We start from the raw sequence: 23997 nt of genomic DNA, 5'->3' as shown, positions 1-23997 counted from the left end.
GGCCCCGGCCCTAATTCACACCCAGCTTGCCTGGGAATTCTATGTTGATCTCCAGGCTCGACAGTTCGTCGCCGCGCTCCATGCGGATGTCGATCGCCTCGTCGCCGAGCTGCATGTGGCGGCGGATCACTTCGAGAATCTCGCGCTGAAGCTGGGGCAGGCAGTCGGGGCGGGCGCCGCCGCTGCCGCTGCGTTCATGCGCCAGCAGGATCTGCAGCCGTTCCTTGGCGGTGCTGGCAGAAGCTTTGCGGGGGCGGAGGGAAAATCCGAACATCGCTTACACCGCCCGGCGGAACAGCCGCTGCAGCAGCCCGCGCCTCGGGTCGGCCGCAATCCGCATCTCGATCTGCTCGCCGATCAGCCGGCCCACCGCGTCCTCATAAGCGGTTGCCGCTGCAGACGGTTCATCCATCACCACCGGCACACCCAGGTTAGAAGCGCGCAGAACCGCAGTGCTTTCCGGGATGATGCCCAAGAGCGGCACCGCCAGGATTTCCAGCACATCCTCCACCGGCATCATCTCGCCGCTGTCGATGCGGGACTTGTCGTGGCGGGTGATCAGCACCTGCGCCTTGACCGGCTCGGCACCGGTTTTGCTGGCGCGTTCGGTGATGCTGTTCAGCAGCCCAAGAACCCGGTCGCTGTCACGGACAGAGGACACTTCGGGGTTGGTGACGACAATCGCCTCATCGGCAAAATGCATCGCCATCTGCGCGCCGCGCTCAATCCCGGCAGGGCTGTCGCAGATGATATAGTCGAACTCCTGGCGCAGCTCGTCCAGAACTTTCTCAACACCTTCTTTGGTCAGCGCATCCTTGTCGCGCGTCTGCGACGTGGGCAGCACCGACAGGTTCTCCAAACGCCGGTCGCGGATCAGCGCTTGCTTCAGCTTGGCATCGCCCTGGATCACGTTGATGAAGTCGAACACCACCCGGCGCTCGCAGCCCATGATCATGTCCAGGTTGCGCAATCCGACGTCAAAATCGATCACAACCGTTTTGTGTCCGCGCCGCGCCAGTTCGGCACCCACTGCCGCCGAGGTTGTGGTCTTACCAACGCCGCCTTTGCCCGAGGTGACCACGATCACCCGGCCAAGCGGCTCTTCCAGTTTCAGGTCTTTACTCATTCGTCCTGCCTCTCTCATCCCAGCCTTCATCCCAGGGCTTCTACACACAGCCGTTCGTCCTGCAGGAATACCTGCACCGGACGGTTCAGCAGATCCGGCTCCAAATTCTCGCTTGTCCGGTACAGCCCGGCGACTGCCAGCAGCTCCGCGTCCAGGTCGCGGCAGAAGATCCGGGCGCTCTCGTCACCTTCGGCCCCCGCCATGGCACGGCCTCTCAGCCGCCCGTAGACATGAATGCTGCCGCGCGCGATCAGCTCCGCGCCCGAACTTACCGGCCCGACCACCACCAGGTCGCCGCCTTCGGCCACCACCGTCTGGCCCGAACGCACCGGCTGGGTGATCAGCCTGTTTTCCGGCGGCCGCAGTTTCTTGGGGAGCCCGCGGCGGGTGCCCGGCTTGGTGCCGCTGTCCATGTTCAGCGGTGCATCTTTGCCGCTGGCGATGCTGATCAGCCCGGCGTCCTCAGCCGCAGAGATCTGTTCCGGCGAAGCATTCTGCACACCAAACACCGCCAGGCCGCGGCTGCGCAAACTGTCGGTCAGCGCCCGCAGCTCGGCCGGGCGCGACAGGCCGGGAGCCTGGGCCAGATCCAGAATCAGCGGTGCGCCGTCAAAGAAATGCGGGCTCCAGCGCAGCTGTGCATCCAGTGCCGCGTAAAAGGCCTTGTCCAGCGGCCCGTCCTCCGGGCGCAGCGCTACGGCGGTGAAGTACCGCCCGCGGATTTGAAAGGGCTTTATGGCGGCGGCGGGGGAGTCCCCGCGGGGGGCTATGTCTTGATGCGGCACGCTCACGCGATGCTCCTGCTCGGGGGATTGCGGCTTTGGCCCGCTGTTTCTTTTTAACTTGGGTACCGTTTGGGCAATGGGCCGTTCAACCGTCGCATGGCGGCTTCGGCGGACATGCGCCGGATGCCGTGCGCACCGGCGGATTTCCGCAGGCAAACTGCTTCAGGTTGCAAAGAAAACCATTGCCCCGGCCAGATGCGGCTGCGGCTAAAGCTGCAGGGGCGCGGACTGTCCTGAGGTCTCGAGGTCCCAGACCGCTTTCCACTCTGCCCCCTGGCGCTCGAGGATCAGATAGTTCCGCTCCGCCGCATAGCGGCCGGCCTGACCGGGGATCTTGCGGATACGGATGGGGTGGCCGGGCAGGGGTGCATCGCCCAGCCAGGACAGAACGCCCAGTGCCCGCGCCCAAGCCTTGGGCGGGGCGCGGTGGGAAATGCCGGAGGCCACCAGCTGGTGCAGAACCTTGCCGCCGCCCAAGGCCATCTCGCCCCGCGTGGCCAGGTGGATTTCGCCGGACACCGCCGCGACCTGCTGGCCGTCCTTGGCGGCCACGTCCCGCATCATGCGCAGCATCCGCCGCCAGGAGGCACGATGCGCCCGGCTCTGCCACTGGTCGCGCAGGTCGTCCTCATATTTCTGCATCCTCGGCGTCAGCACCATCAGAAGCTCCAGCAGCGACAGCCGCGGCCCCAGCAGAGGCACGCTGGACAGCAGAAAGGTTTGCCCCGGCGCAGCACGTTTCACCTCTGCCTTGATCATCCGCCAGCCGCCCCGTGCCATCACACGGCGGCGGCTGCGCTCGGAGCGCAAGTCCGGCGCCAGCAGCCGCAGCCCCGGCGCCTCGATACGCCAGCCCAGATGGGTGCCCTCGGGGTCAGCAAACCGTGCGGGCAGGTCTCCGTCGCAGCAGCCGTGCTGGTACAGCAGCGCCGCCTCGCGGGCCGCTGCAAACAGGGTCTGCCCGACCGGCGAATAGGTGCTGGAGCGGCGCAAGCTGCCCCAGCCGTCGCAGATATCGTGATCATCCCACTGCATCAGCGAGGGGACGCGGGCCGCAATCCACGCCAGCTCCGGCGCGCTGTAGACCGCCAGGTAGCGGCGCAGAAAACCTTCCCGCAGATGCCTGCGCAGACTGGCAAGGTCCTCCCGCGAGGGGTCGCTCGGCAGTTTGTCCGGCCAGCCATTGCTGAGCCGGTGGCCGTCCGTGACCTCGTCGGCATAGACCTGATCGCCGCCGTGCAGCAGCAGCGAAAAAGGCCGCGCACGGTGCTCAGCCCCCATCCGCGCCCACATGGCGTTGCGCTCTTTGCCGTCGCGGTCCAGGTCGCCATGCTCCTCGCCGTTGCAGGAGGCATAGGCAATCCGCATATCGCCGCCAAAACCGCCTGCGAGCTCATAGCGCGTGCCGTTCCATTGGTAGGCGGAAGGGCAGTCCGCCGACAGGCTGAACCGCGCCCGCAGCACCGTATGAGTGCCGTATTCCGCCAGCGGTTCGGGCTGCGCTTCACCGCCGTCCAGCTGAACAGGCGGCAGAGCCGCGCCGTAGGGCGCAATGAACATAGCGGCCAGATGCATCCGGCCATCGCGCAGATCATCAAGGATCAGGATCGGGCCGGTTACTTCGCCAGTTTTCGGGACTGTAGTATGGGTGCTGCTGCTCATGCCGTCACAGCACCTAGGTGCGGGCTGCGGCGCAATCAACCGCTGGCGGCATTACTTTGTGCGGTTGCCGGGTCTGCGGCAGAAAAGCCGGTGGCGATACACGGGCGGGTGTGGTCAGACTGCCTGCATATTGGCCCAGCCGCCTCCGGCCCGCCCGCAGGTGCGGATTTTTTAGGAGATTTGACATGCAATGGAGTTTCTTGGCCGCAGCCCTTCTGGCCGCCCTTTGGATGCTTGTTCATGCCTTTGCTGGAGGCCGTGAATGCGCCCGTCCCCTGGCGCAGGACCGGCAGCTGCCGGATGTCGTGCGCGAGACCACGCTCTTGTGCTGGCATCTGGTCACCGGCTGCCTGGGGCTGATGGCGCTGTTCCTGTTCCTCGGCGCCCGCGGATCGGAGGGGTTGGCGCTGGCCGGAACCGCAATGGCCGCAATGATGGCGGCGGTCGGCCTGGTGCTGCCGCCGTTGCGCCGGGCGGGTTACGGGCTGCTGCCGCAGGGCTGGCTGTTCGTGCCGGTGGCCGCTCTGGGCGCTTGGGGGCTGTGGGGCGGTTAGCGCAAGGTCGAACACAAAGGCGGCCCTCCCGCCCGTCCGGCCAGCATTGGAAATGCCGACCTCCCGGTTGGGCCCGGCGCCGGAGCCGCGGCTCCAGCGCGCATCCTGCCCGCAGGGCAGGATGCCATGCCCAAGACCGCCAAGGGGTTCTGGCACCAGCCAGCGCACCTGCGGGGGCGGGAGAGCTGATTGGCCTGAGGGTCCGCTTGTTCCGGGGTTAGCGGCTCAGCTCGCGCATTCCGCGTTCCAAACCGTCCAGCGTCATCGGCACCATGCGGTCTTCAAAGATCTCGCGGATCATGCCGATAGAATGGGTGTAGTCCCAGTATTTCTCCGGCACCGGGTTGATCCACAGGTTCGAGGCCCAGGCTTCACGCGCGCGTTGCAGCCAGACCTGGCCCGCTTCCTCGTTCCAATGCTCATTGGCGCCGCCGGGATAGGCGATCTCATACGGTGACATCGAGGCGTCGCCGACGAAGATGCATTTGTAGTCCGGCCCGTAAGTGCGCAGCACCTCGTGGGTTGGGATCTTTTCGTTCCAGCGCCGCCGGTTATCGCGCCAGACGCCTTCATACAGGCAATTGTGAAAGTAGTAGTATTCCAGATGCTTGAATTCGGCCCGCGCGGCAGAAAACAGTTCCTCTACCACTTGGATATGGGGATCCATCGAGCCGCCCACGTCCAGAAACAGCAGCACCTTGACCGCATTATGCCGCTCCGGCCGGGTCTTCACGTCCAGATAGCCGTGCTCGGCAGTGGAGCGGATGGTGCCGTCCAAATCCAGCTCTTCCTGCGCGCCTTCGTGGACCCAGCGGCGCAGGCGCTTGAGGGCCACCTTGATGTTGCGGGTGCCCAGCTCGACATCGCCGTCCAGGTTCTTGAACTCGCGCTTGTCCCAGACCTTGACCGCGCGCTGGTGGCGGCTCTTGTCCTGCCCGATCCGCACGCCCTCAGGGTTATAGCCATAGGCCCCGAACGGCGAGGTGCCCGCTGTCCCGATCCACTTATTTCCGCCCTGGTGGCGGCCCTGCTGTTCCTTAAGGCGCTCCTTCAGCGTCTCCATCAGCTTGTCGAACCCGCCTAGCGCCTCGATCTCGGCCTTTTCTTCCGCGCTCAGATGCTTCTCGGCCATCTTGCGCAGCCATTCCTCGGGAATGTCCACGGCTTCCATCACCGCCTCGGCGGGGATCGCCTCCAGTCCTTCGAAGGTGGCGGCAAAGGCGCGGTCGAACTTGTCGATGTTGCGCTCATCCTTCACCATCGCCGCGCGGGCGAGGAAGTAGAAGGCCTCGATGTCATAGGTCGCCAGCCCCGCCTTCATCCCTTCAAGGAATGTCAGGTACTCGCGTAAGCTGACCGGAATGGCTGCCTTGCGCAGGTTTTCAAAGAAGGGCTGGAACATCGCGGGGGCCTCCGGCTCTGGTTACGCCAGCACCCGGTGCGTCAGGATGGTTGCCAGCAGGCCGAGAATACCAAAAACGATGGCATACACAGCCCCGTATTGCAGCATGTCCAGGGTGTTGCCGCCACGTTTGCGGGCCTTCAGCGCGCCGATGAGGGCGCCCAGCAGCACGCCTGCGATTACGATCATGGTCTTTTCCGTCCGTTGTCTTTTGTTGCAGGATCAGGACCCGGCGGGGCGCAGCGCGGCAATTTCCTCCAGCCGCGCCTCGACCACCCAATCCGGGCCAAAGCCGTACCTTGCCCATCCCAGGCTGTCCAGCCTGACCCGGCGGGCTTCGGTAGTGCGGTCCTCCAGTTCCAGGGCTTCCGCTTGCAGCATCAGCAGGGTGGACAACAGCGCTGCGTTTTCATGCGCCGAGGCGGTTTCCACTGCCGGGCCAAGCCGCGCCAGCGCCGCCGCACCGTTGCCGGTCGCAACCTCATAGGCGGCCAGCTGCACCGTCAGCTTGGCCTGGTGCATCCGGGTGCCCGGCTGGCCTTGCAAATAGCTCATCGCGGTCTGGAAGTGCTGCAGCGCCAGTTCCGGCTCGCGCACATGCAGCATCCGGCCCAGCGTATAGTGGCTCAGGGCGCGGCGGTGGTCCTGCCAGCCCAGGTCGCGGGCAATCGCCGCGGCGCGGTTGGCGGCGCGCAGCCGCTCGCGCAGCCCGGTGCCAGGCCCCAGAGCCTGCTCATAGGCGTTGATCCAGGCCCGCGGGGTTTCCGGCAGCCAGGTGGCTGCAGACCGGGCGCCGCCGGGATTGAGCCGCGCCAGGATCGCGGGCAGCCGCTGCGCCACTTCCGCCCGGCTCATGCCGGTGCGCAGCTCGGTCGCATAGGTGGCGCGCAGGATCAGCATGTCAAAGCCGGTCAGCACCGCGTGGATATTGTCGTCGTTGAAGATCGAATCCGGCAGCCTGTACAGATCGTTCAGCGGTCCGAGCGCCTGGGCCAGCTCCTCATGCAGGCAATCGCGCACTTCCTGCGGGCTCACGTCGTTGGGGATGAACACTGCCAGCCGCTCGCGGCTGCGCAGCAGCGACCAGTTGGTGCGCGGGCTGCGCCGGTTGCGCCGGTATTCCGCCAGAGACGAGACATTGGGCACCACGAAACAGGCCGCCTTGGGCAGCGCCCGGCGGATCTCGGCGCGGGAGACAGACTGGATTGTAATGCTCGCACTGTCGCCGGAGACGCGGCGGATCGGAATGCCGGCCTCGTCCTGCAGCCGCGCCAGAAGCATGTTCAGATCACGGCTGAAACCCGGCGCAGGGGTGCCCGTCACCCGCAGGGTGATCGGGGTTTCGAACCGGGTGAACTGGGGCAGGGTGCTGCCGCCTTCCAGCCGGAAATGCAGGTCCAGAAAATCGCGGGCGATGTCGGCGTTGGACCGCTGCGGAGGCTGCGGCCGCTGGCGGGTGAACACCTTGACCGGAGGCAGCGCTGCCGGAGCCGCCACGGCCCGTGTCGGGGCCTCCACCCGCGCAGACGGGACGGCGCAGGCCGAAAGCGCCAGCAAGGCAGCGCCTGCAGCAGCTCTCTGAAGCAGCCTCAGGCCCTCGCGGCAGGCCAGGAGGTGTGAAACCGGGGCAGCGTCAGCAGGCAATCTGGCGTCTCCTATCAGCCCGGACCTGGACGCCCGGCTATTTCTCTTCTGATAGTGGAATTCGGCGGTGATTAGAAGGGACAGGCTCAACTGCCGGAAAAGGGCGCCTTCCGAATGGTCCCGCGGGCAGGGCCGCGGAACCGTTAAGCGCGGATCACGCGCGCAAGGCTGGGCCTCAGCGCCGCCCGCGGGCCATGAAGGCAAGCCGCTCGAACAGATGCACGTCCTGTTCGTTCTTCAGGAGCGCCCCATGCAGTTTGGGCAGCGCGTCCGCGCCGTTGCGGGCGATGTCCTCGGGGCTCAGATCCTCGGCCAGCAGCAGTTTCAGCCAGTCGATCACCTCGGAGGTCGAAGGCTTCTTTTTCAAACCCTGCGTTTCCCGGATCTCGTAGAACTGGGTCAGCGCGGCCGTCAGCAGCGCGTCCTTGATGCCAGGGTGATGCACCTCGACAATCTTCTTCATCGTCTCCGCATCCGGGAAGCGGATGTAGTGGAAGAAGCAGCGCCGCAGGAAGGCGTCCGGCAGCTCTTTCTCGTTGTTAGAAGTGATGATCATGATCGGCCGGTGCTTGGCCTTGATCGTCTCGCCGGTCTCGTAGACGTGGAACTCCATCTTGTCGAGTTCCTGCAAAAGGTCGTTGGGGAACTCGATATCGGCCTTGTCGATCTCGTCGATCAGCAGGACGACCTTCTCATCCGCCTCAAACGCCTCCCACAGCTTGCCCTTCTTAATGTAGTTCTTCACGTCATGGACGCGCTCGTCGCCCAGCTGGCTGTCGTGCAGGCGGCTGACGGCGTCATATTCATACAAGCCCTGCTGGGCGCGGGTGGTGGACTTCACGTTCCACTCGATCATCCTGAGCCCGAGGGCGTCTGCCACCTGCTTGGCCAGCTCCGTCTTGCCGGTGCCCGGTTCGCCCTTGACCAGCAGCGGCCGCTCCAGTGTCACCGCCGCATTCACCGCAACCTTCAAGTCATCCGTTGCGACATATTCCTTAGTGCCCTGAAATTGCATATCTTTCCTGTTCCAGTCATAATCGGTGCCGCAGCGCCAAGTTCTTATCACGCTTTTAACCAAACCACGCCACTATTGTGTAGTGACATTCCTTCCCGATAGGGATAAACGCTGCGGCAGAGGGGGAGCCAAAATGTTCAGGTGCAAATTATGACCAACATTATGGGCCAGACCGAAGGAGCCGAAATGAAGCAAGAAGTGTTTCTGCCGGACGACTACCGACCGGCCGAAGATGAGCCGTTCATGAATGAACGGCAGCTTGAGTATTTCCGACGCAAGCTATTGAATTGGAAGCAGGAACTACTGTCCGACAGCCGCGATACGATCGAAGGGCTGCAGGGCAACACCCGCAACATCCCCGATGTTGCCGACCGTGCCAGCGAAGAGACCGACCGCGCGCTTGAACTGCGCACCCGCGACCGCCAGCGCAAGCTGGTCGCCAAGATCGACTCTGCGCTGCGCCGCATTGACGAAGGTGAATACGGCTATTGCGAGGTGACCGGCGATCCGATTTCGCTCAAGCGCCTGGATGCGCGTCCCATCGCGACGATGAGCCTGGAAGCCCAGGAGCGCCATGAGCGCCGCGAAAAAGTCCACCGCGACGACTGACCGCTGTCTGCAGCGGACAAACCGACAATTAGATGACGCCGGGGTCTTTTGCTCCGGCGTTTTTTGTTTCATTGGGGGCGGGCGGAGAATCTGCAGGAGCCCATGGAACTCAAAGGCCTGAAAATAACCGTCATCGGCGCCGGGATCGGCGGTCTGACCGCAGCGCTGGCGCTGCGGCGCCAAGGCGCCAGCGTGACCGTGCTGGAACAGGCCGAGGCAATCTCCGAGGTTGGCGCGGGCCTCCAGATCACTCCCAACGGTGTCGCGGTGCTCAAGGCGCTGGGGCTGGCCGATGACCTGGCCTGGTGCTCACAGCGCGCGCGCGCGGTGGTGCTGCGCGGCCACCGCCGCGGCAATGAGGTGCTGCGGCTGGACCTCGACGAATACGCCCACGGCCTGAACTATTACTTCGTGCACCGCTCGGATCTGATCGGCATCCTGGCCGGCGCTGCCCGGCGCGAGGGTGTGCAGGTGCGGCTGCTGCAGAAGGTTGAGCGGGTGGAGACCGGACCGCAGCCCGTGGTGCATCTGGGCAATGGCGCTCAATGCGGCGGCGACCTGGTGATCGGTGCCGACGGGCTGCACTCGAAAGCCCGCGCTGCGCTCAATAGCGCGGATAAGCCGGTCTTCACCGGCCAGGTGGCCTGGCGCGCGACCGTTCCGAACCATCTGAACCTGCCGGCCGAAGCGCAGCTGTTCATGGGGCCGGGACGGCATCTGGTCGCTTACCCCTTGCGCGATGGCAGCCTGGTCAACCTGGTGGCGGTGCAGGAGCGCCGCGCCTGGGCTGAGGAGGGCTGGCATTTCAAGGACGACCCCGCCAACCTGCGGGCTGCCTTTGCAGGCTTCGGCGGCAATGCTGCGGCCCTGCTGCAAGCGGTCGAGGAAGTGCTGCTGTGGGGGCTGTTCCGGCATCCGGTGGCGGACCGCTGGCACGGCCGCAACACCGCGATCCTGGGTGATGCCGCGCATCCCACGCTGCCGTTTATGGCTCAGGGCGCCAATCTGGCGCTTGAGGATGCCTGGGTTCTGGCCCGCGCGCTGCACGAGGCGGAAGATACTGGCGCAGGCCTCGCGCTCTATCAGGCCCGCCGCCGCGAGCGCGCGCAGAAAGTGGTGCGGGCCGCGAGCCGCAACGCCTGGAAATACCATCTGCGGGCGCCGCTCAGCTGGCCGGCGCATCAGGTGCTGAAACTGGGCGGCCGCTTTGCGCCGGACAGGATGGTCAGCCAGTTCGACTGGATCTACCGCCACGACGTCACCGCCTGAGGCAGAGCTGGCGGAGGCCTCCCGCCCGTCGCAGGCTCATTTTTGAAATGAGCCGCGCCCGTTGGGCCGTGCGCCGCGCTGGCGCGCGGCGCTGGCTGTGCCTAGATGTCCAGTTCGACCCAGACCGGCACGTGGTCGGAGGGTTTCTCGCGGCCGCGCACATCCTTGTCGATCTGGCAGTCCAGCAGCAGGTCGGCGGCTTGCGGGGTCAGCAGGAAATGGTCGATCCGGATGCCGTCATCGCGGTTCCAGGCGCCGGCCTGGTAATCCCAGAAGGAATAATGCCCCGACCCCTGGTGCCGCGCGCGGAACGCCTCGGTAAAGCCCAGGTTGATGATCCGCTGGAAGGCGGCGCGGCTTTCCGGGCGGAACAGCGCATCCTCCACCCAGACCTCCGGCCGTTTGGCATCTTCCGCCTGCGGGATGATATTGTAATCGCCCGCCATCAGCGCAGGCATCTCGCCGGCCATCAGCGCCTGCGCCCGCGCCTTCAGCCGCTCCATCCAGGCGAGTTTATAGGCGTATTTGCCGCCCGCCACCGGGCTGCCGTCCGCTTCCAGCTCCACCGGGTTGCCATTGGGCAGGTAAAGGCCGCAGATCCGGATCGCCTGCTTGCCAACAACGGTGGCCTCGATCCAGCGCGCCTGCTCGTCGCTGTCATCGCCGGGCAGACCGCGGCGCACATCCTCCAGCGGCAGTTTCGACAGGATCGCCACCCCGTTAAAGCTCTTCTGCCCGTGGGTTTCCACGTTATACCCGCGCTCTTCGAAGATCTCGCGCGGGAACGCCTCGTCCACTGATTTGATTTCCTGCAGCACCACCACGTCGGGCTGAGCCTCGTCCAGCCAGTCCGGCAGCGCCTGCGCCCGGGCCTTGATGCCATTGATGTTGAAGGTGGCGATTTTCATGGCTTGTCTCCGGCGCAGGTTGCGGTATTTGAGGCTGATCTATCGCTGAATCAGCGCCGCGGGGCAAGCCTGCTTGCGCGGCCAGCGAATCACTGCATCGCGGCTGGATCACCCGGTTTTGCGTTGCTGAAAAATAGCCCGCCAGGTTGATTTGGATTATTTTGCAAAAACACCCGTGTGAATAACGCGGTGAATATTCTGTGGATTAGTTGAATTAAATTAAATTCAACAAAAAATAACGCGCAGAAGTTAAAGTTTAAATTTTGCAAAAATACAATGTGAAATTGCATTTTATCTTTGCGCTGTGCAGCGGGCGTGCCAGCGTCGAGGAGCCTTTTGTCTTCAACGAATGGGGTTCCAAAATGACTGCTCAGCAAAAAATCAATGCCTTCCGCGCAACCCGTCCGGGCGCAGACGACAGCCTGTTCACAGGCGGTGCCACTGAGATGTTCTCCTCCGGTTCCGCACCCGGATACGCGGCAGATCCCGCCGTGGGGGATGGTGTGTCGCTGTTTTCGTCCGGTTCAATGCCGCAGAAGACCGAAAGCTGGGCTGGGGAGGAAACCGGTCTTTTCTCGTCTGGATCTGCACCTTCGACCGCAGCGGAAAGCACTGCGGGCGATCTGGTGCAGCTTTTTTCATCCGGTTCCGCACCCGCTTCACACGCAAGGGTTGAGGCTGGTGATCAGACCGGGATGTTCTCGTCCGGCTCCGCGCCTGCTCTGCGCAGCGGTTCAGCAGAGGGCGAATTGACGGAAATGTTTTCGTCTGGCTCTGCGCCGGCGCCGCAGTCCGAAACCCGTGCGGGCGACCTGACGGAAATGTTCTCTTCGGGCTCCTCTCCCGCGGCTGAGGCGCGCACCAGCACCGGCGATGCCACCCGGCTGTTCTCTTCGGGCAGCTGATCCTGGCGGGGCCGGGGAGCCTCCCGGCCTTATGCCCCGGGGCGGCGCCAGTATTCGGGGCCGCCGCCGTACCGCATCCAACTGCAAGAGGTTTCCATGGCCAAGATCCTCCCGTTTTTCTCTCCCGCCGCCCGCCAGTCCCGGGCCGCCGCTCAGGAGGCGCTGATCGCCAGCTTCGCATCGCACCGGCGCAGTCAGGAAGACGTGTTCTGGCTCAAGGAAAATGCAGAGCTTCTGAACATTCTCGAATGCACCGGGGCGGATGTGACTGCTGAGGCCCTGGCGCCCTTGCAGCCGTTTTACGAGGGCGCGGCGCGCCGCATCAGTTTCTTCCGCCAGTACTACCGCTTCATCCTGTCGATCTGCCTGGATCTGGAGGATCTGGGCCTGCCGGGCCAGACCGGGGCGCAGATTGCCGAGTGGGTTTGCGCCCAAGGGCTGGTAGCGGCAGAGCTTTCGGACCTGCAGCGCGCCGAGGCCCGCCGCCTGCTGGCGCGGCGCGGCGTCACTGTGCGGGATGACGGGCTGGATGATCGGCTCCGCAGCTTTATCTCGCGCCCGCAAACCTTTGCCATTCCCAACAAAAAAGCCGCCTACGAGCTAACACATATCGTGTTTTACCTGTCCGGGTACGGACACCGGGACCCTGGCCTGCCGCAGGCCGCAATCACCAGCCTGGATTTCTCCGGGCTGGTGGCGTTCCTTGATCAGAATGCCGACCTGCTGGCCGAGATTTGCATCGCCATGCGCTACGCCGGGCAGCAGCCGCCGGCCGCGTGGGAGGCCTGGCTTGATGCGCAGGTTTCTGCCTATTCACTCGCTAGGGGTGAATTTTGTGGACTTCATGATGCGTATCACGAGTATTTTGTAGTCAACTGGCTCATGCTGCTGTCCGGTCGCCCGGCCTTCCGGCAGCCGGTTCCCGTAGGGGCGGTGCATGTGTCGGCGCAGCAGGGAGGGAGCATCTTGAGGAGCCTGTCTGAAGCCGTATTCGAGGCCGGAATGGCCCGGGCCAGCTGGAGCGTCGTGAAAGCGCGCGCGGAGGCGGCGCTGAGCGAAGAGGAACATGGCATCCTGCTGGCGGCCGAACGCAGCTGCGAGGGATTTGCCGGATTTTTCGAAGGTTTTGCGCGCGCGGGCAGCGCAGGGGCGGCGTGATGCGCTGGTCCCGCAACCAAGCCCTGGCCGGGGCGTTGCTGGTGGTCGCCTACACCGGGCTGATTGCTTCCGCCGACGGGATCACCAAGCTGCTTGCAGGCCAATACGCCGCCGCCCAGCTCTATGCGCTGTCCGGCGCGATGGTCGCTGGCTTCTGCCTGCTGGCGGACCGGCTGCCCGCGATGCGCGGCGGCTTCCGGACCGTGTGCCCCCGCGCCATGGCCTTGCGCTCTGGCGCGACGCTGGTTGCGGCGGTTTGCTTCTTCTATGCGTTCCGGTTGCTGCCCTTTGCCGAGGTGTTCGTCTTTATCGGTTTGATGCCGCTGCTGGCCGGCGCCATGTCCGGTCTGGTGCTGAAGGAGCCGGTGCGCCCGGCGGCCTGGGCAGCCCTCGGCGCTGGTTTTACCGGGGTGCTGTTCCTGTTTCCGGGAGGGATTGCCTCTGCGTCTCTGGGCCATTTTGTAGCCTTTGGCGCTGCGGTCTCCGGCACGTTTTCCATGACGCTGGCGCGGTTTATAGGCCGCTATGAAAGCAATTCCCTGGCCCAGGTTTTCTATCCCAACCTGACCATCTGCCTGGTGATGCTGCTGCTGCTGCCTTTTGTCTGGCTGCCGATGCCGCTTAGGGATGTGGTCTGGGCCGGCGCATATGCGTTTCTCTTGTTCGGGGCGCGCTGGCTATTGGTGGTGGCGCTGCGGCTGCTGGCGTCTTATGCCGTCACCCCGCTGATGAACCTGCAATTCATCTGGATGGCGGTGATCGGCGCGGCGTTCTTTGGAGAGTTTCCACCCCTTACAACCTATGCCGGCGGCGCCATTGTGATTGCCTCCGGCCTCTACCTGGTCTGGGACCAGCTCGCCCCGGCGATGCCGCGGCTGCGCGGGGCGGGATGGTTGCAGACCGATCCCTGACGTCTGAAACAGGGTGCCTGTGCCCTGCAAGGGGCACCGGAATTATGCAGTGACTACCGCCCGGAAAACACGCGTTTTCCGGGTCGTTTCGCGCGCCGGGAAACATTCCGGCAAGGCTGGGATTACATTGAGAACGAGGTGCCGCAGCCGCAGCTGGAGGTGGCGTTCGGGTTCTCGATGGTGAACCGCGCGCCGATCAGCTCTTCGGTGAAATCGATCACGGCGTTCTCCAGGAACGGCAGCGAGACGGCGTCGACCACCACTTTTTCGCCCTGGCCCTCAAGCACCAGATCGTCATCTTTTGCCTCGTCCAGCGCGATCTCATACTGGAAGCCGGAGCAGCCGCCGCCTTCGACCGCGACGCGCAGCGCCTGGCCCTGATCCGCGGCGCCGATCTCGGCCAGCCGGGCAAAGGCGCGGTCAGTGACTTTCGGGGGCAGGTTCATCAGCTTTCTCCACGGGCGTAGGTTGCAGCGCAAAGCTTTATATAGAAAGGTGCAATTCACGCGGCAAGATGTGGAGCCCCAGCTTTGGCCAAAAGATTTGAATTGCACGCACCTTATGCCACAATGCCGGACCGCAGCCGCGGGCGGCAGGTGCCGGAGGAGGAAAGCTCCTTCCGCTCGCCCTACCAGCGCGACCGCGACCGCATCATCCATGCCAGCGCCTTCCGCAGGCTCAAGCACAAGACGCAGGTGTTTGTGGAGCATGAGGGCGACAACTACCGCACGCGGCTGACACACTCGATCGAGGTGGGGCAGGTGGGCCGCACCATTGCGGGCGCACTGGGTCTGAACCAGGAGCTGACTGAGGCGGTGGCACTGGCGCATGATCTGGGCCACACCCCTTTTGGCCACACCGGCGAAGACGCGCTGCACGCGCTGATGGCACCCTACGGCGGTTTTGACCACAACGCCCAGGCGATCCGTATCGTGACCCGGCTGGAACGGCATTATGCCGAGTTCGACGGCTTGAACCTCACCTGGGAAACCCTTGAAGCGATTGCCAAACACAACGGTCCTGTGGTGGGCGAGCTGCCTTGGGCACTGGCCGAATGCAATGCCGCGGTGGATCTGGAGCTGCACACCCACGCCAGCGCCGAGGCGCAGGTGGCCGCGCTGTCGGATGACATCGCCTACAACAACCATGATCTGCACGACGCGCTGCGCGCCGGTCTGTTCAGCGATGATGACCTGGCCCGTCTGCCGCTGCTGGACAATGCCTATGGCGAGGTGGACCGGCTTTACCCCGGGCTCGACCCCAACCGCCGCCGCCACGAGGCGCTGCGCCGCTTCTTCGGGGTGATGGTGAGCGATGTGATCGACACCGCCCGCACGCTGCTGACGGAGAGCGGCGTGCAAAGCGTCGAGGAAGTGCGCGCCCTGGGGCGGCCGGTGGTGAAATTCTCCGATCCCTTGTGGCGCGACCTGAAGGAAATCCGCGCCTTTCTGTTCACCCGCATGTACCGCGCGCCCTCGGTAATGGAAAAGCGCGCCAAGGTCGCCAAGGTGGTGGAGGCGCTGTTTCCCTACTTCCTGGACAACCCGCTGGAAATGCCCGAGCGCTGGCACGCCGACATCGCCGCGGCCCAGGACCGCACTGCGCTGGCCCGTATCGTGTCGGACTATATCGCTGGCATGACCGACCGCTTCGCCTTGCAGCAGCATGAGCGGCTGATCGGGGTGAAGGTCGAGGTCTGAGCTCAGACCCGCGAAACAAGACGGGAAACAGGTCCGGAGGCGCATCGCCTGCCTGCCGCCTCCGGACCGCGGATTCGGGAATTGGCCGTAAGCCGTGCTATCATCTGGCCCTATGATCCCGCGGCGCATCGGCGGTATCCGCGGGAGAGGCAGCAAGGGGAAAGCCATGGCACGCTGGACCGTCACATTCACAGACAAACCGGAGATGGACCGGGTGCGCGGCGACAGGAAACGGCGCGACGCCCATATCGCCTTTGTGCGCGCCCATCCGGAGCTGCAGATCGGCGGCGCGCTGGCGATGCGGCCGATGCAGGATTTTCCCGGCGCGATCTGGAACGTGGAGGCCGAAACCCGCCAGGACGTGGAGCGGCTGATCCTGCAGGACCCTTATTATGTCGCCTCCCTGCGCCGTTACACGATCACCCAATGGGGCACCGCCTCCGCCGTCCAGGGAATGCTCTCCTAACCGCCGGGCGGGCGCCGCGCCGCGGCAACGGCGCAATTTTCTTGAGGAAGAAAAATGGCCGGAAAATTCGAATTTTCCGGTGCGCTCCGCCTGAGGCGCCGGGCTGCCCCTGCAATCCTGTTGACCCTGCCTGCGGGCCTCGGTATCCGCAGTTCTGAACAGTTGGGACGCCAGATATGAACCTCTTTACCGATATCCGCTCGCTTGTGATTGACAGCCTGACCGCCATGACCGGCGAAGGCGCGCTGCCCGAGGGGCTCGATTTTGCCAATGTCGCGGTAGAACCGCCGCGCGACGCCGCCCATGGCGATATGGCGACCAACGCGGCGATGGTGCTGGCAAAACCGGCAAAGATGAAGCCGCGCGACATTGCCGAGGCGCTGGCGGCCAAACTGGCCGCGGACGAACGGATCACGAGCGCGGAAGTTGCAGGCCCCGGCTTCCTCAACCTGCGGCTCGCGCCGGGCATCTGGCAGGGTGTGCTGAAATCCGTCCTGGACGCAGGCACGGATTACGGCCGCTCGGACATGGGCGCGGGCAAGCGCGTGAACGTGGAATATGTCTCCGCCAACCCGACCGGGCCGCTGCACGTGGGCCATACCCGCGGCGCGGTGTTCGGCGACGCGCTGGCGGCTTTGCTGGCTTATGCAGGCTATGACGTCACCCGCGAGTACTACATCAACGACGGCGGCGGCCAGGTCGACGTGCTGGCGCGCTCGGTCTACCTGCGCTATCTGGAGGCGCACGGCCAGGAGATCGCCTTTGCCGACGGCACCTATCCCGGCGACTATCTGGTCCCCGTCGGGCAGGCGCTGAAAGAGAAGGTCGGCGATGCCTATCTGGATCAGCCCGAGGAGGTCTGGCTGGCGGATGTGCGCGAGTTCTCCACCGATGCGATGATGGCGCTGATCCGCGAGGATCTGGCCCAGCTTGGCATCGAAATGGACGTGTTCTATTCCGAAAAATCCCTCTACGGCACCGGCAAGATCGAGGCCGCGCTGAAGGCGCTGGAGGCCAAGGGCCTGATCTACCAGGGCGTTCTGGAGCCGCCGAAGGGCAAGAAGCCCGACGATTGGGAGCCGCGCGAACAGACCCTGTTCAAATCCACCGACCACGGCGACGACGTCGACCGGGCAGTGAAGAAATCCGACGGTTCATGGACCTATTTCGCGCCGGACATCGCTTATCACTATGACAAGGTGGAGCGCGGCTTTGACGAGCTGATCGACATCTTCGGCGCCGACCACGGCGGTTACGTCAAGCGGATGAAGGCGGCGGTTTCGGCGCTGTCCGACGGCAAGGTGCCGCTCGATATCAAGCTGTGCCAGCTGGTGAAGCTGTTCAAGGACGGCCAGGAATTCAAAATGTCCAAGCGGGCAGGGACCTTTGTCACCCTGCGTGACGTGGTCGATGCGGTGGGCCCTGACGTCACCCGCTTCATGCTGCTGACCCGCAAGAACGACCAGGGTTTCGACTTCGATCTCGACAAGGCGCTGGAGCAGTCCAAGGACAACCCGGTGTTCTACGTGCAATACGCCAACGCGCGGATCTGCTCGACCCTGCGCAAAGCAGCGGAGCAGGGGATTTCGGCAGATGACGCGGCGCTGAACGCCGCCGACCTGAGCCTTGTTGCTGACCCCGCTCAGCTGGCGGTGGCCAAGAAGCTGGCCGAATGGCCGCGCCAGGTGGAAATCGCCGCCCGCACCCATGAGCCGCACCGGGTGGCCTTCTATCTCTACGATCTCGCGTCGGAGCTGCACGGGCTGTACCACCTCGGCAAATCGCAAGAAGGTTTACGATTTGTTAACGAGAGCAGCCAATCGGCAACACATGCGAATTTGGCCCTGGCCAAAGCCGTTTCCGTTGTCATTTCGGCAGGTCTTGGTATTCTTGGCGTGAAACCGGCAGAAGAGATGCGATAAACCAAAAAGGGCGTCAGCCTTTGCGGTGAAAATTGCACATCCGCCGGAGTGAGGCAGTTCAAGAGACTTGGGGCGCAGCGCAGAACATGCGCTGCCACCTGGGCAGTGAGGCGGAAAATGGCGTATTTTGCGCAGGCGGGCCAGGGGCACGCCTATACACAGGGCAGTGGCCGGCAGCAGGACACCGCAACTGGCGGCCCCTACGGGCAGCAGTACTCCGATCAGCAGTATGCAGGACAGCAGTACACCGGGCCGGGCGCTGAACCGGACTATGGCTACGCCGACCCTTCCTACGGCTACCAGCCGGACGGGCAGGGCTGTGATGACGATGGCTACACCGCCTATGCCGCTGCTCCCGCCGGGCTGAGGGCGCGATTCTCCAAGACCTTGAGCCTGCTGGGCGCCGCGGCCTCGATTGCGCTTGTCGCGGGGGTTGGTTTCTGGGGCTACAAGCTGGTGATGCGGGACGTCAGCGGCGTGCCGGTGGTGCGCGCGGCCGAAGGGCCGATGCGCGAACAGCCTGCGAATCCGGGCGGCTCCCAGGCGGATCACCAGGGGCTTGCGGTCAATGCGGTTGCCGCCAGCGGCAGCGCCGAGGCCCCGGCCGACCGTTTGACCCTGGCACCGCCCGCGATCCGGCTGACCGAAGATGACAAACCGCTGCCGCAGCTGGCCGCGGAATCCGCCCCGGCAGAGCTGCCGGCCGTTCCGGCAGAGCCAGGGGCGTCCGAAGGGCCGGGCGTCAGCGACGACGCGGTGGCCTCCTTCCAGAACGGCGATATCGACGCATTGGTTGCGGAACTCGCCCGCGAGGCGGAAACGCTGTCGGCTGCGGTACCCGCCTCGGCACAGGCACCCGCCATCGTTCAGCCGGAACCGCTGCAGCCGGCACTTGCCGCTGCTGCCGCATCGCCGGCAATCCTGAACGCGCCCGGCGTCAAACTCTCGCTGCGGCCATCGGCCCGGCCCGCAAGGTTCAGCCCCGCTCCGACCGCAACCGCACCGGCGGCACGTGCCGCGGCCGTCGATGTCGACCCGGCCACCCTTCCGGCCGGCACCAGGCTGGCGCAGCTGGGCGCCTATGAGAGCCCCGAAGTCGCCCGCGCCGAATGGGACCGCATCCATGCCCGCTTTGCCGACTATCTGGAAGGCAAGCAGCGGGTGATCCAGCGCGCCGAAAGCGGCGGCCGCACCTTCTACCGCCTGCGGGCGATGGGCTTTGCCGGGCTGTCGGATGCCCGCCGCTTCTGCTCGGCGCTGGTGGCTGGCAATGCCGACTGCATTCCGGTAACCACGCGGTAACGAACCGCCCGGCCGCCAGGCCGGGCAGCGCCCGACCCGCCCCCAGGGCGGGCGCATAGCACCCACCCCGGGCCGGGCGCTGCCCTCCCGCAACTCAGGGGGCGATAGGGCACACTCATGACTTTTGGAGCCACCATCCTCGACGCCGACGGCCTGCGCCTGAGCGCAGATGAAAAGGCGTTCTTCCGCGATGCCGATCCCTTCGGCTTCATCCTGTTTGCCCGCAACATCCAAGACGCCGATCAGGTCCGCGCCCTGTGCAACGATTTCCGCGAGGCGGTGGGGCGCGACTGCCCGATCACCATCGACCAGGAGGGCGGCCGGGTGCAGCGCCTGCGCAGCCCGCTGGGGCGCGAGTGGCTGCCGCCGCTGGAACATGTGCAGCGGGCCGGCGCGGGCGCCGAGCGCGCCATGTACCTGCGCTACCGCCTGATCGCGGATGAGCTGCACAGCCTCGGCATCGACAGCAACTGCGCCCCGATTGCCGATGTGGCCTGCGCGGACACCCATGAATTCCTGAAAAACCGCTGCTACGGCGAAGACGCGCCGAGCGTGGCCGCGATCGGCCGCGCGGTGGCGCAGGGCCATCTCGACGGCGGCGTGCTGCCGGTGCTGAAACACATCCCCGGCCACGGCCGCGCCACCGCCGACAGCCATCTGGACCTGCCGCATGTGGGTGCTGAACCGCGCACTCTGGAGCAGACCGACTTCGCCGCATTCAAGGCGCTGAACGGCATCCCGCTGGGGATGACCGCGCATCTGGTCTATGACGCTTACGACAGCCGCCCGGCCACCACCTCACCGGTGATGATGCAGCTGATCCGAGAGCAGATCGGCTTTGACGGGCTGATAATGACTGACGATATTTCGATGAAGGCGCTCAAGGGGGCGCTGACGGACATTGCCCGCGACTCGATCGCCGCAGGCTGTGACGTGGTCCTGCTGTGCAACGCCTCGCTGGACGACCGCATCGCGGTGGCCCAGGCCGCAGACCGCATGACGGAGGCAGCGCAAACCCGCGCAGACCGCGCGTTGGCGGCCCGCAAACCCCCTGCGGATCTTGACATTCAGGCCGCTGAAGACGAACTTGCCGCCCTCATGGGCGGGCAGGTGTATGGCTGAGCAGACACTCTTTTCAGACGCGGACACATCGGTAGAGGAACGGCTGGCGGCCGAGGCCCTGATCGTGGACGTCGACGGGTTTGAAGGCCCGCTTGATCTGCTCTTGACCCTGTCGCGCACCCAGAAGGTGGACTTGCGCAAGATCTCGGTGCTGGAGCTGGCCAAGCAGTACCTGGCATTTGTCGAGAAGGCCAAGGAGCTGCGCATTGAGCTTGCCGCCGACTACCTGGTGATGGCGGCCTGGCTCGCCTTCCTGAAATCCCGCCTGCTGCTGCCCCCCGACCCGGAGGAGGAGGGCCCTTCGGGCGAGGAACTGGCCGCCCACCTGGCGTTCCAGCTGGAGCGCCTGCAGGCGATGCGCGATGCCTCCGCCCGGCTGATGGGCCGCGACCGGCTGGGCCGCGACTTCTTTGCCCGCGGCGAGGTCGAAACCGTCGCCCGGATCAAGACCGTCACCTATACCGCCAACCTTCTGGACCTGATGCAGGCCTATGCCCGCATCCGCACCAAGGAGGATTTCCGCCCCTTCGTGATGGACCGCGACTCGGTCTTCACCATGGAAGAGGCGCTGGACCGGATGCGCCACCTTTTGGGCTTTACCGGTGATTGGACTGACCTGATCAGCTATCTGCCGGACGGCTGGCACAGCGACCCGGTGAAACGCCGGTCGGCCACCGCGGCGACCTTTGCCGCCTCGCTGCAGCTGGTCAAGGAAGGCAAGGCCGAGCTGCGCCAGAGCGAAACATTTGCGCCGATCCAGCTGCGCAGCCTGAACGAGGATACCTGATGGAAGACCAGCTTATGGACAGCCCCGGCGCTCCCATCCGCGAAGACAACGACACGCTGTTCGACGCGCCGCCGATGGCGGAGCAGGAGCGGATGGTGGAAGCGGTGCTGTTCGCCAGCGCCGAGCCGGTGACTCTGCGCGACCTGGAAGGCCGCATGCCGCATGGCTGCAACCCGCGCGAGGCGGTGGAGCATCTGCGCAAGCGCTACGAGGGGCGCGGCGTGCGGGTGGTGCGGCTGGGCGATGCCTGGGCGATCCGCACCGCGCCGGACCTGGGCTTCCTGATGCAAAAGGAAACCACCGAGCTGCGCAAGCTCAGCCGCGCCGCGATCGAGACCCTAGCGATTGTCGCATACCACCAGCCGGTGACCCGCACCGAGATCGAGGAAATCCGCGGCGTCTCGGTGTCGCGCGGCACCATCGACCAGCTGATGGAGATGGACTGGATCCGCCTTGGCCGCCGCCGGATGACCCCGGGCCGGCCGGTGACTTTTGTGGTGACGCCGGATTTCCTGGATCACTTCGGGCTGGAAAGCGCCCGCGATCTGCCGGGCCTCAAGGAACTGCGCGCCGCGGGCCTCTTGGAAAACCGCCCGCCGCCGGGCAGCCTGCCGATGGGCCAGGGCGGCGACGAGGACGACGAGCCGGAAGAACAGGCGGAACTGTTCGAGGAGTAACCCTCCGCCGCCGCGGTCTGCGCATTCGTGTGTGCTGGTTTCGTGCCCCGGAACTGTCCCGCGCCCCGGAATTGTCCTAATCTGTGCTTAAGATCGCGGGCAGGGCAGAAACTGAGGCCAAGGGTATGAACATCAACTGGATCATCAACATGGTGCTGCGGCGTCTGGTCCGCCGCGTGGTCAATGCCGGTGTGAATGCCGGCATCAGCGCCGTCGCCAAGCGCAGCAAGCAGCCGGGACGCAGCCAAGGGCAGGGGCGCAGCGCCCCGCCCGCAGAGCAGGCCGGGCGCTCGCGCATTCCTTCCGTCAAGCAGGGGCGCCGCCGGGGCTGAGAGGTGTGCGGCGCAGGCTCAGGGCCTCTGCCGCGCCGCTGAGGGCCAAGAGCGCCGACAGCGCCAGGCAGCCTGCCAGCCCCCAGGCGGCAAACAGCAGCCCGCCGGCAAAGGGCGCGGCAAAGACGCAGAGATAGGTGACGGTGCTGTACAGCCCCATGATGGCGCCGCGCTGGGACGGGTCCAGGGCGGTGAGCCGCGCCACCAGCAGGTTGAGGCCCAGATGCTGGAACACGCCCCAGACCAGGGCCGCGCCCAAGAGCGGCACGTAGTGCGGCGCCACAGCCATCATCAGAAGGTAGCTCGCAGTGACTGCCAGCAGCACCGGTGCGGTGGCGCGCGCCAGCCCCAGCCGGTCCAGCAGCGGATCCAACAGTACGGCCAGGCCGAATCCAACGCCGTAGCACAGCGGCAGGAGGCCTGCCTGTGTGGTGCTGAGCCCCAATCCCTGCGTGATATGCGCTCCGGTGAAGAAATAGCTGCCGTAGAACCCCAGCATCAGCAGGGCAGTTGCCAAGAGGCCGCGGAAGATCCCCGGCACCCGCAGCGCCGTCAGCGGCGAGGTCGCCTGGCCGCTGGGGCTGCCCGCGGCGCGCAAGGAGGCGGAGGCGGCCCACAACAGCAGCGCCACGCCCGCCAGCGTGCCATAGACCGCGCGCCAGCCCGCCAGGTCGGTGGCCCAGGCGCTGACGCTGACTCCCAGCACCATCGACACGGTCCAGCCCGCCAGCACATAGCCCAGCACCCGCGCCTCGCGCCCCTTGGGGGCAATCACCATCGCCAGCGTGTAGATCGAGGGCAGGGCAGCCCCCGCCGCCAGCCCGCAGACCGCCTGCGCCGCCATCAGCGTCCATACATCCGGTGCCGCCGCGCTGGCACCCAGCCCGGCCCCCAGCAGCAGCAGCGCGGCGCGCAACAGCCGCCCGGCGCCGATGCGGTCACCCAGCGGTGCCAGCAGCAGCGCCGCCACCGCTACCCCCAGCCCATAGGCGCTGGCCGCCCGCATCACCTCTGCCGTGGTGGCATTCAGGGTTTGGCTGACAGCCGTCACTACCGGCGACAGCAGCAGCGAGTTTGCGCCAATCACGCCAATTGCGCTCATCAGGATCAGAATCGGGGTTCGCATGGGTTTACCTCGAAAATTGTTCAGGTAATTTAGCTACGGACTGAATGTGGTTCTGTGAAGGGCGGGCCGTTCAGGCGGCAGAAAAAACAGATGGAGTTCGGAAAATGGCTGGGACCACCCGTGCGCTGGACGCTTTGGACCGAAAAATATTAGGCACGCTGAGCCAGGACGCGACCCTCTCCTACGCTGCCATTGGCCAGCAAGTCGGCCTGTCGGCACCCGCGGTGCATGAACGGGTAAAGCGGCTGCGGGCGTCCGGTGCGATTGAGGCGACCATCGCACGGCTCGACGGCGCCGCGGTGGGCAAGCCGCTTCTGGCCTTCATCCATGTGGATACCGAGGGCTGGGGCGTGACCACGGACCTGCTGGCCTTGCAGGACATGCCGGAGCTGGAGGAGGTGCACAGCTCCGCCGGGGACACCAACCTGATCCTCAAGGTCCGCGTCGCCTCTCCCAAGGCGCTGGAGGGGCTCTTGGCGCGGATCTACGAGGTTGGCTGCGTGCGCGCCACCCGCACCTACACGGTGCTGTCCACCCATCTGGACCGGCCGGTTCAGGCGGGCACGACAGAGGGGCTGGCAGACGGCGGACCAGTGAAATAGACCGCCCGGCCGA

26 protein-coding genes are annotated in these 23997 nt (G+C 65.4%); 15 read left to right on the top strand and 11 right to left on the bottom strand.

Annotation, left to right across the window (positions count from 1 at the left end):
- Window positions 1-10: 10 nt before the first annotated feature.
- From minE to AC5STI_RS06465, 4 genes are all read right to left on the bottom strand, one after another.
- Window positions 11-274, bottom strand: a complete 264-nt coding sequence (gene minE, locus AC5STI_RS06480) for a cell division topological specificity factor MinE (RefSeq protein ID WP_475052699.1) — start codon at window positions 272-274, stop codon at window positions 11-13.
- Between the two features lie 3 nt (window positions 275-277).
- Window positions 278-1126 (bottom strand): septum site-determining protein MinD, encoded by an 849-nt coding sequence (minD, locus tag AC5STI_RS06475; protein WP_475052697.1) that lies wholly within the window; start codon window positions 1124-1126, stop codon window positions 278-280.
- Window positions 1127-1152: 26 nt separating this feature from the next.
- Window positions 1153-1917 (bottom strand): septum site-determining protein MinC, encoded by a 765-nt coding sequence (gene minC, locus AC5STI_RS06470; protein WP_495446084.1) that lies wholly within the window; start codon window positions 1915-1917, stop codon window positions 1153-1155.
- Between the two features lie 201 nt (window positions 1918-2118).
- Window positions 2119-3573: an alkaline phosphatase D family protein gene (locus AC5STI_RS06465; protein WP_495446083.1), complete on the bottom strand. Its 1455-nt coding sequence runs from the start codon at window positions 3571-3573 to the stop codon at window positions 2119-2121.
- Between the two features lie 185 nt (window positions 3574-3758).
- Between AC5STI_RS06465 and AC5STI_RS06460 the strand changes: the two genes are divergently transcribed.
- A complete protein-coding gene (locus AC5STI_RS06460) occupies window positions 3759-4127 on the top strand; it encodes a hypothetical protein (RefSeq protein ID WP_475052691.1) in 369 nt (122 codons plus the stop codon).
- Between the two features lie 217 nt (window positions 4128-4344).
- On the opposite strand, the gene AC5STI_RS06455 is transcribed toward AC5STI_RS06460, so the two are convergent.
- The 4 genes from AC5STI_RS06455 to AC5STI_RS06440 all read right to left on the bottom strand — a co-directional run bounded on the left by AC5STI_RS06455 (window position 4345) and on the right by AC5STI_RS06440 (window position 8188).
- On the bottom strand, window positions 4345-5529 hold the full coding sequence (locus AC5STI_RS06455) for a vWA domain-containing protein (RefSeq protein WP_495446082.1): 1185 nt from the start codon (window positions 5527-5529) through the stop codon (window positions 4345-4347).
- 21 nt (window positions 5530-5550) lie between these two features.
- Window positions 5551-5718: a hypothetical protein gene (locus tag AC5STI_RS06450; RefSeq protein ID WP_421053625.1), complete on the bottom strand. Its 168-nt coding sequence runs from the start codon at window positions 5716-5718 to the stop codon at window positions 5551-5553.
- Between the two features lie 33 nt (window positions 5719-5751).
- Complete coding sequence (locus tag AC5STI_RS06445) at window positions 5752-7122, bottom strand: DUF2927 domain-containing protein (protein ID WP_495447737.1); 1371 nt, start codon at window positions 7120-7122, stop codon at window positions 5752-5754.
- Window positions 7123-7348: 226 nt separating this feature from the next.
- Window positions 7349-8188, bottom strand: coding sequence for an AAA family ATPase (locus AC5STI_RS06440; RefSeq protein ID WP_495446081.1), 840 nt, complete (start codon window positions 8186-8188; stop codon window positions 7349-7351).
- Window positions 8189-8374: 186 nt separating this feature from the next.
- Here AC5STI_RS06440 and dksA point away from each other — a divergent pair, with 186 nt between their 5' ends.
- Together dksA and AC5STI_RS06430 are read left to right on the top strand one after the other, a co-directional pair.
- Complete coding sequence (dksA, locus tag AC5STI_RS06435; RefSeq protein WP_421053780.1) at window positions 8375-8797, top strand: RNA polymerase-binding protein DksA; 423 nt, start codon at window positions 8375-8377, stop codon at window positions 8795-8797.
- Between the two features lie 102 nt (window positions 8798-8899).
- Window positions 8900-10066 carry an FAD-dependent monooxygenase gene (locus tag AC5STI_RS06430; protein ID WP_495446080.1) on the top strand — a complete coding sequence of 389 codons (1167 nt, stop codon included), beginning with the start codon at window positions 8900-8902 and terminating at the stop codon, window positions 10064-10066.
- Between the two features lie 101 nt (window positions 10067-10167).
- On the opposite strand, the gene xth is transcribed toward AC5STI_RS06430, so the two are convergent.
- Complete coding sequence (gene xth / locus AC5STI_RS06425) at window positions 10168-10974, bottom strand: exodeoxyribonuclease III (RefSeq protein WP_495446079.1); 807 nt, start codon at window positions 10972-10974, stop codon at window positions 10168-10170.
- Window positions 10975-11252: 278 nt separating this feature from the next.
- Here xth and AC5STI_RS06420 point away from each other — a divergent pair, with 278 nt between their 5' ends.
- The 3 genes from AC5STI_RS06420 (at window position 11253) to AC5STI_RS06410 (ending at window position 13948) form a co-directional block, all read left to right on the top strand.
- On the top strand, window positions 11253-11879 hold the full coding sequence (locus AC5STI_RS06420; RefSeq protein ID WP_495446078.1) for a hypothetical protein: 627 nt from the start codon (window positions 11253-11255) through the stop codon (window positions 11877-11879).
- Window positions 11880-11975: 96 nt separating this feature from the next.
- Window positions 11976-13037, top strand: coding sequence for a DUF6902 family protein (locus tag AC5STI_RS06415; RefSeq protein ID WP_495446077.1), 1062 nt, complete (start codon window positions 11976-11978; stop codon window positions 13035-13037).
- Window positions 13037-13948 carry a DMT family transporter gene (locus tag AC5STI_RS06410; protein WP_495446076.1) on the top strand — a complete coding sequence of 304 codons (912 nt, stop codon included), beginning with the start codon at window positions 13037-13039 and terminating at the stop codon, window positions 13946-13948. Before AC5STI_RS06415 ends, AC5STI_RS06410 begins: the two co-directional genes overlap by 1 nt.
- 122 nt (window positions 13949-14070) lie before the next feature.
- Here AC5STI_RS06410 and AC5STI_RS06405 read toward each other — a convergent pair whose 3' ends face one another.
- A complete protein-coding gene (locus tag AC5STI_RS06405; RefSeq protein WP_475052673.1) occupies window positions 14071-14394 on the bottom strand; it encodes a HesB/IscA family protein in 324 nt (107 codons plus the stop codon).
- A gap of 102 nt (window positions 14395-14496) precedes the next feature.
- Here AC5STI_RS06405 and AC5STI_RS06400 point away from each other — a divergent pair, with 102 nt between their 5' ends.
- The 8 genes from AC5STI_RS06400 to AC5STI_RS06365 all read left to right on the top strand — a co-directional run bounded on the left by AC5STI_RS06400 (window position 14497) and on the right by AC5STI_RS06365 (window position 22256).
- Window positions 14497-15648, top strand: a complete 1152-nt coding sequence (locus tag AC5STI_RS06400) for a deoxyguanosinetriphosphate triphosphohydrolase (protein WP_495447736.1) — start codon at window positions 14497-14499, stop codon at window positions 15646-15648.
- 166 nt (window positions 15649-15814) lie between these two features.
- Window positions 15815-16114 (top strand): YciI family protein, encoded by a 300-nt coding sequence (locus tag AC5STI_RS06395; RefSeq protein WP_495446075.1) that lies wholly within the window; start codon window positions 15815-15817, stop codon window positions 16112-16114.
- A gap of 176 nt (window positions 16115-16290) precedes the next feature.
- Window positions 16291-18036: an arginine--tRNA ligase gene (gene argS / locus AC5STI_RS06390; protein WP_495446074.1), complete on the top strand. Its 1746-nt coding sequence runs from the start codon at window positions 16291-16293 to the stop codon at window positions 18034-18036.
- 117 nt (window positions 18037-18153) lie between these two features.
- Window positions 18154-19338 (top strand): SPOR domain-containing protein, encoded by a 1185-nt coding sequence (locus AC5STI_RS06385; protein WP_495446073.1) that lies wholly within the window; start codon window positions 18154-18156, stop codon window positions 19336-19338.
- A gap of 117 nt (window positions 19339-19455) precedes the next feature.
- On the top strand, window positions 19456-20460 hold the full coding sequence (gene nagZ, locus AC5STI_RS06380) for a beta-N-acetylhexosaminidase (protein ID WP_495446072.1): 1005 nt from the start codon (window positions 19456-19458) through the stop codon (window positions 20458-20460).
- Entirely contained in the window at window positions 20453-21247 is a 795-nt protein-coding gene (locus tag AC5STI_RS06375; protein WP_495446071.1) for a segregation and condensation protein A, read from the top strand. The genes nagZ and AC5STI_RS06375 overlap by 8 nt, the downstream gene beginning before the upstream one ends.
- Window positions 21247-21924 carry an SMC-Scp complex subunit ScpB gene (scpB, locus tag AC5STI_RS06370; protein WP_495446070.1) on the top strand — a complete coding sequence of 226 codons (678 nt, stop codon included), beginning with the start codon at window positions 21247-21249 and terminating at the stop codon, window positions 21922-21924. The genes AC5STI_RS06375 and scpB overlap by 1 nt, the downstream gene beginning before the upstream one ends.
- A gap of 83 nt (window positions 21925-22007) precedes the next feature.
- Complete coding sequence (locus AC5STI_RS06365) at window positions 22008-22256, top strand: hypothetical protein (RefSeq protein ID WP_495446069.1); 249 nt, start codon at window positions 22008-22010, stop codon at window positions 22254-22256.
- Here the strand turns inward: AC5STI_RS06365 and AC5STI_RS06360 are convergent.
- Window positions 22231-23382: an MFS transporter gene (locus AC5STI_RS06360; RefSeq protein WP_495446068.1), complete on the bottom strand. Its 1152-nt coding sequence runs from the start codon at window positions 23380-23382 to the stop codon at window positions 22231-22233. The genes AC5STI_RS06365 and AC5STI_RS06360 overlap by 26 nt on opposite strands.
- Window positions 23383-23486: 104 nt before the next feature.
- On the opposite strand from AC5STI_RS06360, the gene AC5STI_RS06355 reads away from it, so the two are divergent.
- Window positions 23487-23984 carry an Lrp/AsnC family transcriptional regulator gene (locus tag AC5STI_RS06355; RefSeq protein WP_495446067.1) on the top strand — a complete coding sequence of 166 codons (498 nt, stop codon included), beginning with the start codon at window positions 23487-23489 and terminating at the stop codon, window positions 23982-23984.
- The last annotated feature ends 13 nt before the right edge of the window (window positions 23985-23997 follow it).

It is taken from the genome of Leisingera sp. CC-HEC096 (assembly GCF_059429235.1).
This window is presented reverse-complemented; position numbering and strand designations above follow the sequence as displayed.

What these genes read in the sequence shown, in the direction of transcription:
- minE (WP_475052699.1), bottom strand. Translation starts at nt 274, where the DNA reads ATGTTCGGATTTTCCCTCCGCCCCCGCAAAGCTTCTGCCAGCACCGCC.
- minD (WP_475052697.1), bottom strand. Translation starts at nt 1,126, where the DNA reads ATGAGTAAAGACCTGAAACTGGAAGAGCCGCTTGGCCGGGTGATCGTG.
- AC5STI_RS06465 (WP_495446083.1), bottom strand. Translation starts at nt 3,573, where the DNA reads ATGAGCAGCAGCACCCATACTACAGTCCCGAAAACTGGCGAAGTAACC.
- AC5STI_RS06460 (WP_475052691.1), top strand. Translation starts at nt 3,759, where the DNA reads ATGCAATGGAGTTTCTTGGCCGCAGCCCTTCTGGCCGCCCTTTGGATG.
- AC5STI_RS06455 (WP_495446082.1), bottom strand. Translation starts at nt 5,529, where the DNA reads ATGTTCCAGCCCTTCTTTGAAAACCTGCGCAAGGCAGCCATTCCGGTC.
- AC5STI_RS06450 (WP_421053625.1), bottom strand. Translation starts at nt 5,718, where the DNA reads ATGATCGTAATCGCAGGCGTGCTGCTGGGCGCCCTCATCGGCGCGCTG.
- AC5STI_RS06440 (WP_495446081.1), bottom strand. Translation starts at nt 8,188, where the DNA reads ATGCAATTTCAGGGCACTAAGGAATATGTCGCAACGGATGACTTGAAG.
- dksA (WP_421053780.1), top strand. Translation starts at nt 8,375, where the DNA reads ATGAAGCAAGAAGTGTTTCTGCCGGACGACTACCGACCGGCCGAAGAT.
- AC5STI_RS06430 (WP_495446080.1), top strand. Translation starts at nt 8,900, where the DNA reads ATGGAACTCAAAGGCCTGAAAATAACCGTCATCGGCGCCGGGATCGGC.
- xth (WP_495446079.1), bottom strand. Translation starts at nt 10,974, where the DNA reads ATGAAAATCGCCACCTTCAACATCAATGGCATCAAGGCCCGGGCGCAG.
- AC5STI_RS06415 (WP_495446077.1), top strand. Translation starts at nt 11,976, where the DNA reads ATGGCCAAGATCCTCCCGTTTTTCTCTCCCGCCGCCCGCCAGTCCCGG.
- AC5STI_RS06410 (WP_495446076.1), top strand. Translation starts at nt 13,037, where the DNA reads ATGCGCTGGTCCCGCAACCAAGCCCTGGCCGGGGCGTTGCTGGTGGTC.
- AC5STI_RS06405 (WP_475052673.1), bottom strand. Translation starts at nt 14,394, where the DNA reads ATGAACCTGCCCCCGAAAGTCACTGACCGCGCCTTTGCCCGGCTGGCC.
- AC5STI_RS06395 (WP_495446075.1), top strand. Translation starts at nt 15,815, where the DNA reads ATGGCACGCTGGACCGTCACATTCACAGACAAACCGGAGATGGACCGG.
- argS (WP_495446074.1), top strand. Translation starts at nt 16,291, where the DNA reads ATGAACCTCTTTACCGATATCCGCTCGCTTGTGATTGACAGCCTGACC.
- AC5STI_RS06385 (WP_495446073.1), top strand. Translation starts at nt 18,154, where the DNA reads ATGGCGTATTTTGCGCAGGCGGGCCAGGGGCACGCCTATACACAGGGC.
- nagZ (WP_495446072.1), top strand. Translation starts at nt 19,456, where the DNA reads ATGACTTTTGGAGCCACCATCCTCGACGCCGACGGCCTGCGCCTGAGC.
- AC5STI_RS06375 (WP_495446071.1), top strand. Translation starts at nt 20,453, where the DNA reads ATGGCTGAGCAGACACTCTTTTCAGACGCGGACACATCGGTAGAGGAA.
- scpB (WP_495446070.1), top strand. Translation starts at nt 21,247, where the DNA reads ATGGAAGACCAGCTTATGGACAGCCCCGGCGCTCCCATCCGCGAAGAC.
- AC5STI_RS06360 (WP_495446068.1), bottom strand. Translation starts at nt 23,382, where the DNA reads ATGCGAACCCCGATTCTGATCCTGATGAGCGCAATTGGCGTGATTGGC.
- AC5STI_RS06355 (WP_495446067.1), top strand. Translation starts at nt 23,487, where the DNA reads ATGGCTGGGACCACCCGTGCGCTGGACGCTTTGGACCGAAAAATATTA.